This window comes from Chelatococcus sp. HY11, from assembly GCF_018398335.1.
Taxonomy (GTDB): domain Bacteria; phylum Pseudomonadota; class Alphaproteobacteria; order Rhizobiales; family Beijerinckiaceae; genus Chelatococcus.
On the sequence record NZ_JAHBRX010000001.1, the window covers coordinates 4,535,059 to 4,550,000 of the forward strand.

Genomic DNA, 14,942 nt, shown 5'->3' on the forward strand with positions numbered 1-14,942 from the left:
CGTCGCGCCGATCACAGCCACGCGGGCAGACGATCAAGCCCGATCAATTCGTCGTAAGTGGGGCGTGGGCGGACGACGGCGTAGTCTCGGCCTCGCACCATGACTTCCGGCACAAGCGGGCGCGTGTTGTACGTGTTGGCCTGCACGGCGCCGTAAGCGCCCGCGGTCATCACAGCGAGGAGGTCGCCGGCGGCGGCCCGGGGGATCCGGCGGCCGAGCGCCAGATAGTCGCCGCTTTCGCAGACGGGGCCGACCACGTCGGCGATCACGTTTCCGGTATCGGCCTTCGGGAGGGTCACAGGCTTGATGTCGTGATGGGCCTCATAAAGCGTCGGCCGGATCAGATCGTTCATGCCCGCGTCACAGATCACGAAGGTGCGGCTGTCGCCGGCCTTCACATAAAGCACGCGCGTCACGAGGATGCCGGCATTGCCGACAATGAGCCGGCCGGGCTCGAACAGAAGCGTGAGGCCGAGATTTCCGGCATGGCGCTTGACGATTGCCGCATAGGCGGCCGGATCAGGCGGCGCCACCTTGTCCTCTTCGTAGGGCACGCCCAGGCCGCCGCCGAAATCCACGTGGGTGAGATGATGTCCGGCGGCCATGAGATCGCGCGCCAGCTCAGCGAGCAGGCTCGCGGCGTTGTCCACGGGCGTGAGATCGGTGATCTGGCTGCCGATATGCATGTCGACGCCGTGGACCGCGATACCGGGCAGGGTGGCGGCGCGGGCGTAGACGTCCCTTGCCCGCGAGATCGGGATGCCGAACTTGTTGTCGGACTTGCCGGTCGAGATCTTGGCGTGGGTCTTCGCGTCGACATCCGGATTGACGCGCAGCGAGATCGGCGCGGCAAGGCCGAGCGCGTGCGCGACCTCCGACAGGGCATCGAGCTCGGGCTCCGACTCGACATTGAAGCAGAGAATGCCTTGCTTCAGCGCGAAAGCCATTTCCTCCCGCGTCTTGCCGACGCCGGAAAAGACGATGCGCTGGGCCGGGATGCCGGCCGCCAGAGCGCGGCGCAATTCGCCCTCCGAGACGATGTCTGCACCTGCGCCCAGGCGTGCCAGCGTCGCGATCACGGCCTGGTTGGAATTGGCCTTCAGCGCGTAGCAGACGATGGAAGGCAGGTCCCCGAAAGCCTCGGAGAAGACGCGGTAGTGCCGTTCGAGCGTCGCTGTGGAATAGCAGTAGAACGGCGTGCCCACTTCATCCGCGATGCGGGCTATGGACACGTCCTCGGCATGCATGACGCCGTTGGAATAAGCAAAATGGTGCATGGGACGCTCGATGACCGGACGTTCGATAACCTGGAAGGTTGCATGGATCGAAAAGGATCGATGCCTTTCGGATTTTCATGCACCGTGTTCACGTTGTTGCGCCGCGGCGCTCAAAGCCAATTCGGCGTAGGCACGGCGGATCTCGGACGATATCGGGATCCTAAAGGATCTTGTCCAGGATGAACGGCCTGTCGGGGATCACATAGCCGGTCGACCGCTTCTCACGCTGGCCTCCGATGGGGGAGGGGGTCAGCGACGGCGTGGTCGTCTCGGACTGCTCGGTCTTGGGGGCATTCGGATCGGGCGGCATTTCAAGCGCCCCGCGCCGGCCGCAAGCGCCGAGGGCGCTGGCAACGACCACGGCCACAACGGTCATACGCACAAAACGCGCGTGCTTCGCACCGGGATGTGGGGACGGGGTGTCTGGGCGAGAAAAGCGAATTCCGATCACAAGCAATCTCCGAATAGCGGCGGCACTATAGCGAAACCCGGCCCAAGTGCGAGCCCCGAAGTGGTATCGGATCGCAGCCCACCCCATGAACTGCGCCAAATCCGTTAAGCGTTCGCAAAGCATGTGGGCTGAAGCCGCAGGCCGATCGCTGGCCGGATGAAGGCCTGGGGCCGATCACGATCCTGTGGCGAGAGGCTGGTCCCGGCGGCCGCACTTCATTTCGCCCGGCTAACCCCGTATATCGGGCCAAGCTTGCCGTCTGCTCAAATTTTGGTCGAAGGGACGATATGGGTTTCCAGTTTCTTGCATCGCGCGGCAAAGTCTCGCTCGCGCTGTCGGCGGTTCTGGCCCTCGCTGTTGCCGGCGGCCTCGTCTATGCCCTCGCGATGCCAAACACGCGGACGGAAACGGGGGCCTGCAAAGCGGACGCGGCGCTCGCCGCCCGACTCGACGAACTGGCGCGGGGCGAGGTCGCCGCGGTTCAGGTGGAGAAGCGTCCCAAACCGGTCCCCCCGCTCGCCTTCAAGGACCAGGACGGCAAGGCGGTGACACTGGCCGATTTCAAAGGCCGCACGGTGCTGGTCAATCTATGGGCGACCTGGTGCGTGCCATGCCGCAAAGAGATGCCGGCGCTCGACCAGTTGCAGACGAAGCTGGGCGGAGACGATTTCCAAGTCGTAGCCATCAATATCGACACGCGCAACCTCGACAAGCCGAAAGCCTGGCTTACCGAGAACGGCATCCATAAACTCGGCTACTACGCTGATCCGGAAGCGAAGGTTTTCCAGGCGCTGAAGGAGGCGGGAAAGGCTTTCGGCATGCCGACGACCGTCGTGGTCGATCGCAACGGTTGCATGCTCGCGAGCCTCGCCGGACCGGCCGAATGGGCGTCCGATGATGCGGTCGCCTTGATCAGGGCTGCGATGGCGCGGTGACGGGCCCGAAGGTCAACGACCCTTTCCTGAGGATCCCGGCGCGATAAGAGCGTCCCCTCTCCCACGGGGAGAGGGAGAAGCCGCGCTTAGATGTGGCGTACTGCCTGAAAATCGTTCGCCCTTAGCCGGCCGCCTGGCGGACGGCGATGCCCTTCTCGGTGAGGAAGGTCTGCAATTCGCCGGACTGGAACATCTCGCGCACGATATCGCAGCCGCCGATGAACTCCCCCTTCACATAGAGCTGGGGAATGGTCGGCCAGTTGGAATAGTCCTTGATGCCCTGGCGGACATCGGCGTCGTCCAGGACATTGACGCCCTGATAGGCGAGGCCGAGATAATCGAGGATCTGAACGACCTGTCCGGAAAACCCGCACATCGGGAATTGCGGCGTGCCCTTCATGAACAGCACGACGTCGTTGGTCTTCACGGCATTGTCGATGAACGCACGGGCATCGGTCATGGAATCAATCCTTCGGTCGGCGCGCAAGACGCGGCCTCGATATGGGGTCAATCTTGGGGAGCCGAGGTCGTCAGCGCAAGGGCGTGCAACACCCCGCCCATGCGGCCCTGAAGCGCGGCATAGACCATCTGATGCTGCTGCAGGCGGCTTTTGCCCTTGAAGGAGGGCGCTACCACCGTCGCGGCATAGTGATCCCCGTCCCCCGCCAGGTCACGGATCTCGACGACGGCATCGGGAATATGGGCCTTTATCAGCACCTCGATGTCGTGGGCATCCATTGCCATGGCTTATCAGATCCTCTGGATGTTGCTGTTCAGGTTGAAACTTTACCAGCCATGTAGTCCGGGAGCCATGCCTCATGCCGGCCCTTGAGATCAGCGATTGATATGGGCGCTTCGCCGGGCCACTGCAACGCATCCCCGCCCGTGGTGCCGAGACGCGTCACGGGCACCCCGGCTTTCGCCGCCGCGGCTATCACCTCACCGGCCTTGGCGGATGGTACCGTCACAATGTAGCGCCCCTGGTCCTCGCCGAAGAGGAAGGCATGGACGGGCAGGCTCCCGGGCAGGGCATCGATCGTGGCGCCGATGCCGGAGGCCATCGCCATTTCCGCGAGCGCCACGGCCAAGCCGCCGTCGGACAGGTCATGGACGGCCGTCGCCTCGCCAGCAAGGATAAGCTCGCGCACGACATCACCGTTGCGACGCTCGGCGGAAAGGTCGACGGGCGGTGGCGCGCCTTCCTCACGGCCGCAGACATCGCGCAGATAGACCGACTGGCCAAGCCATCCCGCCGTCTCGCCGATGATGAGGATGGCCTCGCCGGCCGCCTTGAAGGGCAGGCTAGCGGCCTTGGTCACGTCGGCGATGAGGCCGACGCCGCCGATCGAGGGCGTCGGGAGGATGCCGCGCCCCTGCGTCTCGTTGTAGAGTGAGACATTGCCGGAGACGATCGGGAAATCGAGCGCCCGGCAGGCCTCGCCGATGCCGCCGATGGCGCCGACAAGCTGACCCATGTATTCCGGCCGTTCGGGATTTCCGAAATTGAGGTTGTCGGTCAAGGCCAGTGGCTTCGCACCGACCGCCGTGAGGTTGCGCCAGGCTTCCGCCACCGCCTGCTTGCCGCCCTCGACCGGATCGGCCTCGCAATAGCGCTGCGTCACGTCGGTGGTCAGCGCGATGCCCTTGGGGCCGTCCTTGATGCGCACGATAGCCGCGTCGCCGCCCGGCGTCTGCACTGTGTTGCCCTGGATGATGTGGTCGTACTGCTCCCACACCCAGCGCTTGGAGGCGAGGTCCGGCGTGGCGATGAGCTTCAGCAGGGCCTCGCGCGCCGGGACAGGTGCATTGACCGCTTCGGCGGCGATGACCGGCAGCTTGGGCGAGGGCACATGCGGGCGATCATACATCGGCGCTTCGTCGCCAAGCTCCTTGATCGGCAGGTCAGCCATCACCTCGCCGCCGTGCTTCACGACGAAGCGCAGCGTGTCGGTGGTCTGACCGATGACCGCGAAGTCGAGGCCCCATTTGCGGAATACCGCCTCGGCTTCCTCCTCCTTGTCGGGGTCGAGCACCATGAGCATGCGCTCCTGGCTCTCCGACAGCATCATCTCATAGGCGGTCATGCCTTCCTCGCGGCACGGCACCTTGTCGAGATCGAGCTCGATGCCGAGGTTGCCCTTGGCGCCCATCTCGACGGCCGAGGAGGTGAGGCCCGCCGCGCCCATGTCCTGGATGGCGATGACGCAGCCCTTGGCCATGATTTCCAGACAGGCTTCCAGCAGGAGCTTCTCAGCGAAGGGGTCGCCGACCTGCACCGTGGGGCGCTTCTCCTCGGCATTCGCCTCGAAAGACGCCGAGGCCATGGTGGCGCCATGGATGCCGTCGCGGCCGGTCTTGGAACCGAGATAGACGATCGGGCGGCCGACGCCGGTCGCCTTGGCGTAGAAGATTTCGTCCGCGCGGGCGAGGCCGACGGCCATGGCATTGACGAGGATGTTGCCGTCGTAGCGCGTGTGGAAATTCACGGAGCCGCCGACAGTCGGCACGCCGAAGGAATTGCCGTAGCCGCCGATGCCAGCCACGACGCCGCCGACGAGATGGCGGGTCTTGGGATGCTCGGGCGAACCGAAGCGCAGCAGGTTGAGCGCTGCGATCGGGCGGGCGCCCATAGTGAAGACATCGCGGAGAATGCCGCCGACACCCGTCGCCGCGCCCTGGTAGGGCTCGATGAAGGACGGGTGGTTATGGCTCTCCATCTTGAAGACGATGGCATCGCCGTCGCCGATGTCGATCACGCCCGCATTCTCGCCGGGCCCCTGGATGACCCAGGGGGCCTTGGTCGGCAGGGTCTTCAGGTGCAGGCGCGAGGACTTGTAGGAGCAGTGCTCGTTCCACATCGCCGAGACGATGCCGAGTTCCGTAATGGTCGGCTCACGGCCGATCAGGGCCTTGAAGCGCTCATATTCGTCCGGCTTCAGACCATGCTCGGCGACGAGTTGCGGCGTGATGGCGATATCGTTGCGAAGCATGGAATCTTGAACCTGTCGCTGGTCGTTAACGGTGGTCTCGGCGGGCCTGGAGCGCCTTGCGCTCCGCTCTAGCCCAGCCGTTCGATCATTGCCATTGCGGCGGCGGGGTTTCTCACCTTGGCGCCGCTGATGAAATAGAGGAAGACGTCCCGGGGCTTGCCCGCATCCTTGTCTTTCGGCTGCGGAGTGACGCGCGGGAGGTCATCCGGCTCGTGGCCATCAGCCCAGAGCGCCGCGCGCTTTGCCCAAGCATCGATATCGGCCTTGGCATAGCCCGTTTCCTCGCTCTCCTGAGACTGCTCGAGCCGGAGATAGACGAAATCGGCGGTTGCGTCAGGAAGCATCGGATAGTCGATATCGTCGATGCAGACGGCGGCGATATTGCGCTCCCGGAGCATCGCCAGGAATTCCGGATCGCGGAATGTCATATGCCGCGCCTCGATGACGTGGCGCAGCGCGACACCGTTGTGGCTTTCAGGCAGGAGATCGAGGAAAGCCTTCATATCCTGCGGATCGAAACGCTTCGTGCCGGCTAGCTGCCACAGGAGCGGCCCGAGTTTGGACCCGAGTTCCGTGACGCCGCTTTCCACGAAGCGCTCGATCGAGGGGCCGGCCTCTGCCAGTACCTTGCGGTTGGTGGCAAAACGAGGTCCCTTCACCGAGAACACGAAGTGCTCCGGCGTTTCCTGCGCCCAGCGGCGGAAGCTCTCCGGCTTTTGCGAGCCGTAATAGGTCGCGTTGATCTCGATCGCGGTGACGTGGCTCGCCGCATATTGCAGCTCTTTCGCCTGGGCGAGGCCCTTTGGATAGAAGACGCCGCGCCACGGCTCGAACGTCCAGCCGCCGATGCCGACGAGGATCCGCCCTTTCGCCGGGGCGTTCATCTCAGGCCGCCAGGGCCGCGAGCCCGGCGAACAGGCCCCGGCCGTCGGTGCCGCCGACGAGATCGTCGATCAGGTTTTCAGGGTGGGGCATCATGCCGAGCACGTTCAGCTTCTGCGAATAGATGCCGGCGATGTCGTTGAGCGAGCCGTTAGGGTTGGCTTCAGCCGTGTGCGCGCCCGACGCGTCGCAGTAGCGGAAGGCCACGCGTCCGTCGCCTTCGATGCGCGCCAGCGTGTCGGGATCGGCGACATAGTTGCCCTCGCCATGGGCGATGCAGACGTCGATGACCTGACCTTGGCGATAGCCTTCGGTGAAGGCCGTGTCATTGCGCTCGACGGTCAGATGCTGGCGGCGGCAGACGAAATGCAGATCCGCGTTGCGCATCAGCACACCCGGCAAGAGGCCCGATTCGCAGAGGATCTGGAAGCCGTTGCAGATGCCGAGGACGAGGCCGCCACGCGCCGCATGGGCGCGAACCGCGTCCATGATCACCGCGCGGCCGGCGATCGCGCCGCAGCGGAGATAATCGCCGTAGGAGAAGCCGCCCGGCAGCACCACGAGATCGGTGCCGGCGGGCAAGTCGGTGTCTGCATGCCAGGCGGAGGTGACGCTCGCGCCGGCGGCGGTCAAGGCCCGCGCGACGTCGCCATCGCGGTTCGAGCCGGGAAATACGACGACGGCGGCCTTCATGGCTCAGACCCCTGTTTCGATGCGGTAGTTCTCGATGACCGTGTTGGCGAGAAGCTTCTCGCAAGCCTGCTTCAGCGCGGCCTCGGCTTTGGCCTGGTCGGCGGTTGAGAGTTCGACGTCGAACACCTTGCCCTGCCGGACGCTGGCGACGCCATCCACGCCGAGCGACGCAAGCGCGCCCTCGATGGCCTTGCCCTGCGGGTCGAGCACACCCGTCTTCAAGGTGACGATCACGCGGGCTTTCATGGCAACTCTCCAGAAACGGCAGACGGCTTCATATAGCAGGATGCTCTTCGCATAGAGCGAAATGGCGTCCGGCTCAAGGGTCGGCATGTCACAGATGGTATGTCGCAGATGGGGCTTGCGCGGTCCCGTCGCTATGGTGCGCGGCGGGATGAGAGCGCGCTTCACCTCTCCCCGGCGGGGAGAGGTCGGTTGCGGAGCAACCGGGTGAGGGGCTGGCGAACGGCTTCTCCCTCACCCTGTCCCTCTCCCATCCGGGGGAGGGGACGCCACCTTGCAATCGCCTGGCTGGCACCGGGTGAAGGCGCCGTCGACCTTGCTTCACCGGATTGCTCCGAGCGCCTTCAGTGCGTTGGTCCGGGCGGCAATCTCGGTGGCCGCGATCGAAAGGACGACCTCCATGCCCGATCCGCGCGGCCTCTCGGCAATAACAGCGACCACACGACGATTGGGAGCGGTGGTGGCACGCATGGTGACGACGAGGCCCGTGAAGGGCGCGCCCTCGAGGGTCCGGACTTCGTCGTGACTTTTCACGGGCGCGGCTTTGGCGCCTTGCCGTTGGCCCGTTTCCGCGGAACGGGGAAAACCGTTGGGGAAAATCGCCTTGCGCAGCGCGTCGGCGCCGCCGTCGAGCCGGTCGGGCAGGCGGAAACTCGCCACCATGGCGTCCTCGCTGCAGGCCGGGCGGCGGCAGACGACCATCGTGTCAGGGGCAATACCCTCAACCAACCATCGGCCGACGGGCAGACGCTCCCAGCCTGAGGCCTCGGGCAGGGCGGCAAAGCCCGCGCCATAGCCACCGCATGAGGCGAGAGCGCCGCCGAGCACGAGCGTAAGCGCGAGCCTGAGCCCACGCGAAATGAAACGGGGGCCGAAAGGCCCCCGGTTGACGGATCGAAGCATGAAGCCAGCGATCACAGCCTTGGGGTCACTGCACCAAGCGCGGTGCGGCGTGGCCCGGGTTTTCGTTCTCGCCGAGGATGCCGAGACGGCGCGCCACCTCGGAATAGGCCTCGATGAGGCCGCCGAGATCGCGGCGGAAGCGGTCCTTGTCGAGCTTGTCGGCAGATTTGATGTCCCACAGCCGGCAGGAATCCGGGGAGATCTCGTCGGCGACGACGATGCGCATCATGTCGCCTTCCCACAGGCGTCCGGTCTCCATCTTGAAATCGACGAGACGGATGCCGACGCCGAGGAAGAGGCCGGAGAGGAAATCGTTGACACGAATGGCGAGCGCCATGATGTCGTCGATCTCCTGGGGCGTTGCCCAGCCAAAGGCCGTGATGTGCTCTTCCGAGACCATCGGGTCGTTCAAGGCGTCGTTCTTGTAATAGAACTCGATGATCGACCGGGGCAGCTGCGTCCCTTCCTCGATGCCGAGGCGTGTCGCGAGCGAGCCCGCCGCAACATTGCGCACGACAACCTCGAGCGGGATGATCTCAACCTCGCGGATCAACTGCTCGCGCATGTTGAGGCGACGGATGAAATGCGTCGGCACGCCGATGTCATTGAGGTTTTGGAAAACGTACTCGGAGATGCGGTTGTTGAGCACACCCTTGCCGTCAATCACCTCGTGTTTCTTGGCGTTGAAAGCGGTCGCATCATCCTTGAAGTGCTGTACCAGAGTGCCAGGCTCGGGTCCTTCATAGAGAACCTTGGCCTTGCCCTCGTAGATACGACGGCGGCGATTCATCGGCGTATACCGTGTTTTGAGGAAGTCCATGGACTGCCGTGGCTCCTAATAAATAGTCCGCGGCTCGGTGCGGACGGGCAGCCTGTTCGTGGCCTTGGCTCGTAACGGACATGCCCCAGTCCGTGATATGCAACCTAGCTGATTGGCCGCAATTGCACAATGATTGCGAAAGCTACAACTCTTTAACGTTTCACGCGCGGCTTGCCCAGCAGGCAAAATGGCGCGTGCTGCGGTGCGACATGCCGCAGGCGTGACACATATGTTATCGTAAGGTCATGCTATTCAATGTCCTCGCCGCCATGGCGGCGAGGTTTTCCGGCCGGCGGGTGTAAAGGCTGACGCCACTGGCGCCTTGGCCTTGGCATCACTATATCCGGTTTGAAACATCAGGTTGATCAAGGGAGCTTTCAAGGATGGCCAGTCTGGACGAGCGTAGGGATGCAGCGGAGAAGCGTTTCGCGCATGACGAGGAACTGCGCTTCAAGGCGACGGCGCGTCGCAACAAGCTGCTTGGTCTCTGGGCGGCCGCCAAGCTCGGCAAAAGCGGTGCTGACGCAGACGCTTATGCGAAGAGCGTCATTCTCGCGGATTTCGAGGAAGCCGGCGACGACGACGTGTTCCGCAAGCTCCGCAAGGACTTTGACGCCGCCGGCGTCTCGTCGAGCGATGCGGAGCTGCGCACGCAGATGGAACAGCTGATGGCTCAGGCCAAGGCGGAAGTTCTCGCCGGCTGATTCGCGTCAGGCCGCCGGATAGGGGAGTCCGAAGGACTGGGCGAGAAACAACCCGCCCTGCCGCAGGCCTTCATTGTCGATGCCATGGCCAAGTCCGGCCGCGAGGTGCCACTGGCATGGCACGTCGGCCTTCGCCAATTCCTCGGCCGACATGAACAGAGCCTGCGCCGGGATGACCTCGTCGGAATCCCCGTGCAGGAGAAAGACGGGCGGGCGGCCGAGCGGGCCGTCTGCGGCCGGCTCTGGAGCGCTGCTCGCGGATGTGACGAACAGGCCGGAAAAACCGAGGACGGCCGCCGGTGCCACCTTGCGCCGCAACCCGACATGAAGCGCCATCATCGTGCCCTGGCTGAAGCCGACGAGCGCCAGCTTGTCCGGGCTCACACCTTGGCGAGACAGCTCCGCATCCAGGAAATCATTGAGCGTGGGTTCGGCATGGCGCACGCCATTCCAGCGTTCGTTGGGGTCCATGCGCGTCAGCGGAAACCACTGGCGGCCCATCGGCGCGCCGACGCAAGGCTCCGGCGCATGGGGCGAGACGAAGGCGGCGTCCGGCAGCCACGGTTGCCATTGCCGGCCGATCTCGATGAGGTCGTTTCCGTCGGCGCCGTAGCCATGCAGGAACACAACGAGCTGTTTGGCTGTCCCGCTTTTGGCGGGCAGGCGCGGTCCGTTCAGATCCTGAGCCATCATGATCCTTCGCTGTTCTGAAATCCGTGACGGACATGCGATGTGCCTCGGTCACAAGCGGGGCCTGCTTAGCATGTCACTTCGGCTTGCACATCCCTGTCGCGCGTCGGGATTTTGGCGCGCCCGGTCAGGCCGGCTTTGCCAGCGTCATACCCTCTCGTCCTTTGGCGATGCGGTAGTACGCCCATAGAACGCGCGCGGCCGTGCCGCGCCACGGCCGCCAGCGTTCCGCGATCGCGCGGAGTTCTCTTTCCGTCGGCCGCCGCTCTTGTTCCCAGGCTGTGCCCAGTGCAAGCCGTGCCGCCTCCTGCAGGGCGAGGTCGCCGGCTGGCAGAATATCGGGATGGCCCGTGCAGAACAGGAGATAGACCTCCGCGGTCCATTTGCCGATTCCATGCACCGCCACCAGCGCTTTCTCGGCCTCCTCGGCCGGCATCTCATGCAGGCGATCGAGCGCGAGGCCGTCCTCGGAGATGGCGATGGCGAGGGCCTTGAGCGTGCGGATCTTGCCCGCGGACAGGCCGACCGCGCGCATATCCACGTCGGCGGCGGAGGCGATATCGCCTGCCTCCAGGGTGGGGAAGCGTTCCAACAGGCGGCGCCAGATCGCATCCGCGCTCGCGGTGGACAGCTGCTGCGCGGTGATGATGCTGGCGAGCCCGGCAAAGCCCGCCTGGCGCAGCCGCAGGGGAGGGGCGGCGCCGGCGGCCACCAGTTGAGCCATGAGGGGATCATGGGCGATAAGGGCGGCAAGGTTCGCCGCCAGCGTCTCTTCAGTCGAGATCGGCAACATCTGGCTATCGTCGAACGGGTTATGTGAAGCAACCGGAGGTGCGGTTTGCATAGTGCCCCATCCCATTCCGGAATTCAGCCGGTGTTTCGCTTCGCCCCGAGCCCGAATGGCTATCTGCACCTCGGCCATGCCTATTCCGCGTTGCTCAACAATTCGCTGGCCATGGCGTTCAACGGTATCTGGCTGCTCAGGATCGAGGACATCGATACCACGCGCTGCCGGCCTGCCTTCGAGCAGGCCCTTTACGAGGATCTCGAATGGCTCGGCCTGACATGGCCAGCGCCCGTGCTGCGCCAGTCGCGGGAACTTGGCGTCTATCGCGCGGCGCTTGCGAGGCTTGACGCCATGGGGCTTCTCTATCCCTGCGCCGCGAGCCGGCAGGACATCGCGGCGGCCCTTACCCGTCGCGAGGCGGGCGGGGCGGCGCCCTGGCCGCGTGATCCCGACGGCACCCCGCGCCATCCCGGGCTGGTCGACAGGCTTTCGCATACCGAGGCTGAGGCCTTCACCAGTCGCGGGGAGCCCGTGGCATGGAGGCTCGACATGGGAAAGGCGCTCGCCACGATCGCCGCCAACGATTCGCCGCTCGTCTGGATGCGTTTCACGGCGGAGGGCGAGCTGTCGACTATCGCGGCGCAGGCGGCGCGTTGGGGCGATGTCGTCCTCGCCCGCAAGGACATCGGCACGAGCTATCATCTTTCCGTCGTGGTGGACGACGCTCGCCAAGGCGTGACCCACGTGGTTCGCGGCAAGGATCTCGAAGCGGCGACGGATGTGCACTGCCTGCTGCAGAGGCTGCTCGGCTTGCCGACGCCGGCTTACCTGCATCACGATCTCATTCAGGATAGCGGAGGCGAGAAGCTCGCCAAAAGCCGGGGATCGACCGCCCTGAGGGAGTTGCGGGCGGGAGGGCTGACAGCGGCCGACATATGGGAACGGCTGGGCTTCGCGCCATGCCCGGACTGATCTACCCGATGCCGAGAACAAACAACCACAGGACGGTCGTGAACAGCGCCAGCACAGTGGACAGGCTGATGGCGCCCGAGGCGATAGCCACACCGCTGCGATAGCGCTCGGCGAACAGATAGGCGTTGATCCCGGTCGGCGTCGCCGCGAAGAGCACGGCCACGCCCGCCCAGGCGGGCGGCATCGTGAAGACCTTCGTCGCCAGAATGAGGACGATGAAGGGATGCACGAGGAGCTTGAGCGTCGCAAGAATGAGCGGAATCCCGAGCCTGATCGAACGGCCATAGCGATGCAGGCTCATGCCCATGGCCAGCAGCGCGCAGGGGGTCGCGGTCGCGCTGATCGGATCGATGATGCGCCAGGCGACCTGCATCGCCGCAAGATCCTTCGGCAGGAACTGGATCAGCGCACCGATGAACAAAGCGATGACGATAGGGCTCGCCAAAAGGCGCTTGATGAGAAGCGGAATCGAGGTGTCGCGCCCTTCGACGAGGACAGTCGCGACGGACAGCATGATCGGCAGATGGACGGCGAGCAGGAGAAAGAGGGGAACGAGTCCCTCATCCCCGTAGGTCTGGCCGATGATCGGAATGCCGACCAGGGCGAGGTTCGACTGCGCGGCGCAGAAGCCGGCCACAGCCTCCTCATGTGTGTTGAGCTTGTAGATATGGCGCACGATGAGCGCCGCGGCGATCCAGACGATCGCGGCGCCTCCGAAATAGGCGGCCCAATAACCCCAGGGCTGGGTTGCCGGTATCGTCGCCTTTCCGAGGGTGGCCAGGATGAGGCAAGGGATCGCCATGGCATAGACGAATTCCGACAGCCCCTCGCCAACCCGCTCTGTGACGAAATTGAAGTATCGCGCCAGAAAACCGAGACCGACCAGGCCAAAGACTGGGAGGATTATGGGCAGGATCGTCAGCATCTTGCTTCCAGGGCAGAGCGATCATCAAGCGGGTGCGCGCGTGTCGCGGGCGGGCAGACCTGTGCGGGAAGAATGGCTCACCGGGAATGCAGGCACGGGACATGCGCCCGCCCTGTCAGCAGCCATCCGTTGCGACAACCCCGGTCCGACATCCTGGCGAAAGCGGTCTGGATATCTGCGTAGAGCATCCCGTTCCGGCGTTAAAGGGCGCGGCGAGGCGATCTCCGGAACGAGCCATGCGCTGAGCGCGACGCTTGCAGGGAGAGCCGCTCCTCGAGATTGGCGCGGCTTTTTTTCATGCGCTGGCGTGCCGCGTCGGCGCGGATCGGCGTTACTGGCCCACCTGGGCGAGCTTGCCGGTGGGAGAAACCTTCGTCAGCAACTCGCGGGTCTGGTCCCGCTGGCGGCGGAATTCCGCCAGAAGCGAGCCGCCGAGTTCTCGGCTACGCGGAAGCTTGATCTTGAGAGGGTTCACGAAGTGACCATTCACCATCACCTCGTAGTGAAGATGTGGGCCGGTCGAGAGGCCGGTGTTGCCGAGGTAGCCGATGACCTGGCCCTGGCGCACCCGCATGCCCGGCTTTATGCCACGCGCGAAGGCGGATTGGTGATTGTAGGTGCTGACGTAACCGTTCGCATGCTGAATTTCGATGCGGCGGCCATAGCCGGATGACCAGCCGGCTTTCAGGATGACACCGTCGCCAGCCGCTAGAATCGGCGTGCCGATCTTGTCTGCCCAATCCACGCCCGTGTGCATCTTGGAATAACGCAGGATCGGATGGTAGCGCATGCCGAAGCCTGATCGCATGATGCCGGCTGAGATCGGCTTACGAATGAGGAATTTCTTGAGCGATCGCCCTTCCTCGTCGAGATAGTCGATCGAATTGTCTTCCGGAGACTGGAAGCGGTAGATCCGCCTGGTCTCCCCGCCGATCGTCAGCGAGGCATAAAGGATCTCTGGCCGTTGGGCCTCCGTATCATCGCCCTCGCCGTAGAAGATCTCGACGGAATTGCCTGCGTCCACGCGATGCTGGAAATCGACGTCCGACGCGAAGACACGCACCAGCTCGGCGACGACCGAGGCGGGAATTTCGTTCTTGAGCGCCGTCTCATACAGGCTCTCATAAAGACGCGTGCCGGAACCGTTGTCGTCTTCGTCCTCTTCCCCCTCGCCCTCATCTGTGGGCTCGGCGCTGGCAACAGCCTGCTGCGGGACATCCACGGATACATAACGCCCCTGGTCGTTCACCGCGACCACAGCCTGGGTGGTGCGCTCGTCGAGAAGCGTGACACGCACCACGGTTGTCTTCTTGTCGCTGGCGCGGAGCGGCGCGACGAGCAGCTTGATCTGCTGGCCCTCGCCGAGAGCCCGCGCCTTGTCGGGGCCAAGCGCTGCGATGATCGCCTTGATGGTATCGGCTGCCGCGCCATTGGCGCGCAGGATCTGCTCAAGGGTCTCGTCCCGCTTCATCACGATGAGGCGCTCTTCCGTCCGCGGACCGTTGGCGGGCTTCATCGGATCTACTTTGGGAGCGATCGTCACGTTTTCCGGGATGACGCGAACATCGAGGCCGGTGAAGGGCGTTTCCGTCGGGCTGGCATAGGCCAGGGCGCCCATGCTTGTCGGGGCGGCCTGGCCGAGGGCCCGCGTCAGCATGAGCTGAGCCGGC

17 protein-coding genes (1 of these 17 running past the window's edge) are annotated in these 14,942 nt (G+C 64.5%); 3 read left to right on the plus strand and 14 right to left on the minus strand.

Annotation, left to right across the window (positions count from 1 at the left end; translation table 11 throughout):
- Positions 1-11 precede the first annotated feature (11 nt).
- Entirely contained in the window at positions 12-1,277 is a 1,266-nt protein-coding gene (gene lysA, locus KIO74_RS20700; protein ID WP_213333706.1) for a diaminopimelate decarboxylase, read from the minus strand.
- 160 nt (positions 1,278-1,437) lie between these two features.
- A complete protein-coding gene (gene lptM / locus KIO74_RS20705; RefSeq protein ID WP_291954619.1) occupies positions 1,438-1,653 on the minus strand; it encodes an LPS translocon maturation chaperone LptM in 216 nt (71 codons plus the stop codon).
- A 362-nt stretch (positions 1,654-2,015) separates the two neighbouring features.
- On the opposite strand from lptM, the gene tlpA reads away from it, so the two are divergent.
- Positions 2,016-2,663 carry a thiol:disulfide interchange protein TlpA gene (gene tlpA / locus KIO74_RS20710; protein WP_213333708.1) on the plus strand — a complete coding sequence of 216 codons (648 nt, stop codon included), beginning with the start codon at positions 2,016-2,018 and terminating at the stop codon, positions 2,661-2,663.
- A 121-nt stretch (positions 2,664-2,784) separates the two neighbouring features.
- On the opposite strand, the gene grxD is transcribed toward tlpA, so the two are convergent.
- The 8 genes from grxD to purC all read right to left on the minus strand — a co-directional run bounded on the left by grxD (position 2,785) and on the right by purC (position 9,194).
- Complete coding sequence (gene grxD, locus KIO74_RS20715; RefSeq protein ID WP_213333709.1) at positions 2,785-3,123, minus strand: Grx4 family monothiol glutaredoxin; 339 nt, start codon at positions 3,121-3,123, stop codon at positions 2,785-2,787.
- Positions 3,124-3,170: 47 nt separating this feature from the next.
- A complete protein-coding gene (locus KIO74_RS20720; protein WP_213333710.1) occupies positions 3,171-3,407 on the minus strand; it encodes a BolA/IbaG family iron-sulfur metabolism protein in 237 nt (78 codons plus the stop codon).
- A 29-nt stretch (positions 3,408-3,436) separates the two neighbouring features.
- Positions 3,437-5,653 carry a phosphoribosylformylglycinamidine synthase subunit PurL gene (gene purL, locus KIO74_RS20725; RefSeq protein WP_213333711.1) on the minus strand — a complete coding sequence of 739 codons (2,217 nt, stop codon included), beginning with the start codon at positions 5,651-5,653 and terminating at the stop codon, positions 3,437-3,439.
- A 68-nt stretch (positions 5,654-5,721) separates the two neighbouring features.
- A complete protein-coding gene (locus KIO74_RS20730) occupies positions 5,722-6,537 on the minus strand; it encodes a DUF72 domain-containing protein (RefSeq protein ID WP_213333712.1) in 816 nt (271 codons plus the stop codon).
- A gap of 1 nt (position 6,538) precedes the next feature.
- Positions 6,539-7,228 (minus strand): phosphoribosylformylglycinamidine synthase subunit PurQ, encoded by a 690-nt coding sequence (gene purQ, locus KIO74_RS20735; protein ID WP_213333713.1) that lies wholly within the window; start codon positions 7,226-7,228, stop codon positions 6,539-6,541.
- A 3-nt stretch (positions 7,229-7,231) separates the two neighbouring features.
- The gene (purS, locus tag KIO74_RS20740) at positions 7,232-7,474 is read right to left on the minus strand and encodes a phosphoribosylformylglycinamidine synthase subunit PurS (protein ID WP_213333714.1); all 243 of its coding nucleotides are present in this window, start codon (positions 7,472-7,474) and stop codon (positions 7,232-7,234) included.
- Between the two features lie 318 nt (positions 7,475-7,792).
- Entirely contained in the window at positions 7,793-8,374 is a 582-nt protein-coding gene (locus KIO74_RS20745) for a hypothetical protein (protein ID WP_213333715.1), read from the minus strand.
- Positions 8,375-8,399: 25 nt separating this feature from the next.
- A complete protein-coding gene (gene purC, locus KIO74_RS20750; RefSeq protein WP_213333716.1) occupies positions 8,400-9,194 on the minus strand; it encodes a phosphoribosylaminoimidazolesuccinocarboxamide synthase in 795 nt (264 codons plus the stop codon).
- Positions 9,195-9,577: 383 nt separating this feature from the next.
- Here purC and KIO74_RS20755 point away from each other — a divergent pair, with 383 nt between their 5' ends.
- Complete coding sequence (locus KIO74_RS20755; RefSeq protein ID WP_213333717.1) at positions 9,578-9,898, plus strand: DUF1476 domain-containing protein; 321 nt, start codon at positions 9,578-9,580, stop codon at positions 9,896-9,898.
- 6 nt (positions 9,899-9,904) lie between these two features.
- On the opposite strand, the gene KIO74_RS20760 is transcribed toward KIO74_RS20755, so the two are convergent.
- Positions 9,905-10,588: an alpha/beta hydrolase gene (locus KIO74_RS20760; RefSeq protein WP_213333718.1), complete on the minus strand. Its 684-nt coding sequence runs from the start codon at positions 10,586-10,588 to the stop codon at positions 9,905-9,907.
- Positions 10,589-10,715: 127 nt separating this feature from the next.
- Entirely contained in the window at positions 10,716-11,432 is a 717-nt protein-coding gene (locus KIO74_RS20765) for a DNA-3-methyladenine glycosylase family protein (protein ID WP_249731094.1), read from the minus strand.
- Between the two features lie 21 nt (positions 11,433-11,453).
- On the opposite strand from KIO74_RS20765, the gene gluQRS reads away from it, so the two are divergent.
- A complete protein-coding gene (gene gluQRS, locus KIO74_RS20770; protein ID WP_213336084.1) occupies positions 11,454-12,347 on the plus strand; it encodes a tRNA glutamyl-Q(34) synthetase GluQRS in 894 nt (297 codons plus the stop codon).
- A gap of 1 nt (position 12,348) precedes the next feature.
- Here the strand turns inward: gluQRS and KIO74_RS20775 are convergent, their stop codons facing one another.
- The gene (locus tag KIO74_RS20775; RefSeq protein WP_213333719.1) at positions 12,349-13,272 is read right to left on the minus strand and encodes an AEC family transporter; all 924 of its coding nucleotides are present in this window, start codon (positions 13,270-13,272) and stop codon (positions 12,349-12,351) included.
- A gap of 331 nt (positions 13,273-13,603) precedes the next feature.
- Positions 13,604-14,942 carry the 3' portion of a M23 family metallopeptidase gene (locus KIO74_RS20780; protein ID WP_249731096.1) on the minus strand. 704 nt of this gene lie beyond the right edge of the window, so only the last 1,339 of its 2,043 coding nucleotides appear in the window; its start codon lies off the right edge, out of view; its stop codon occupies positions 13,604-13,606.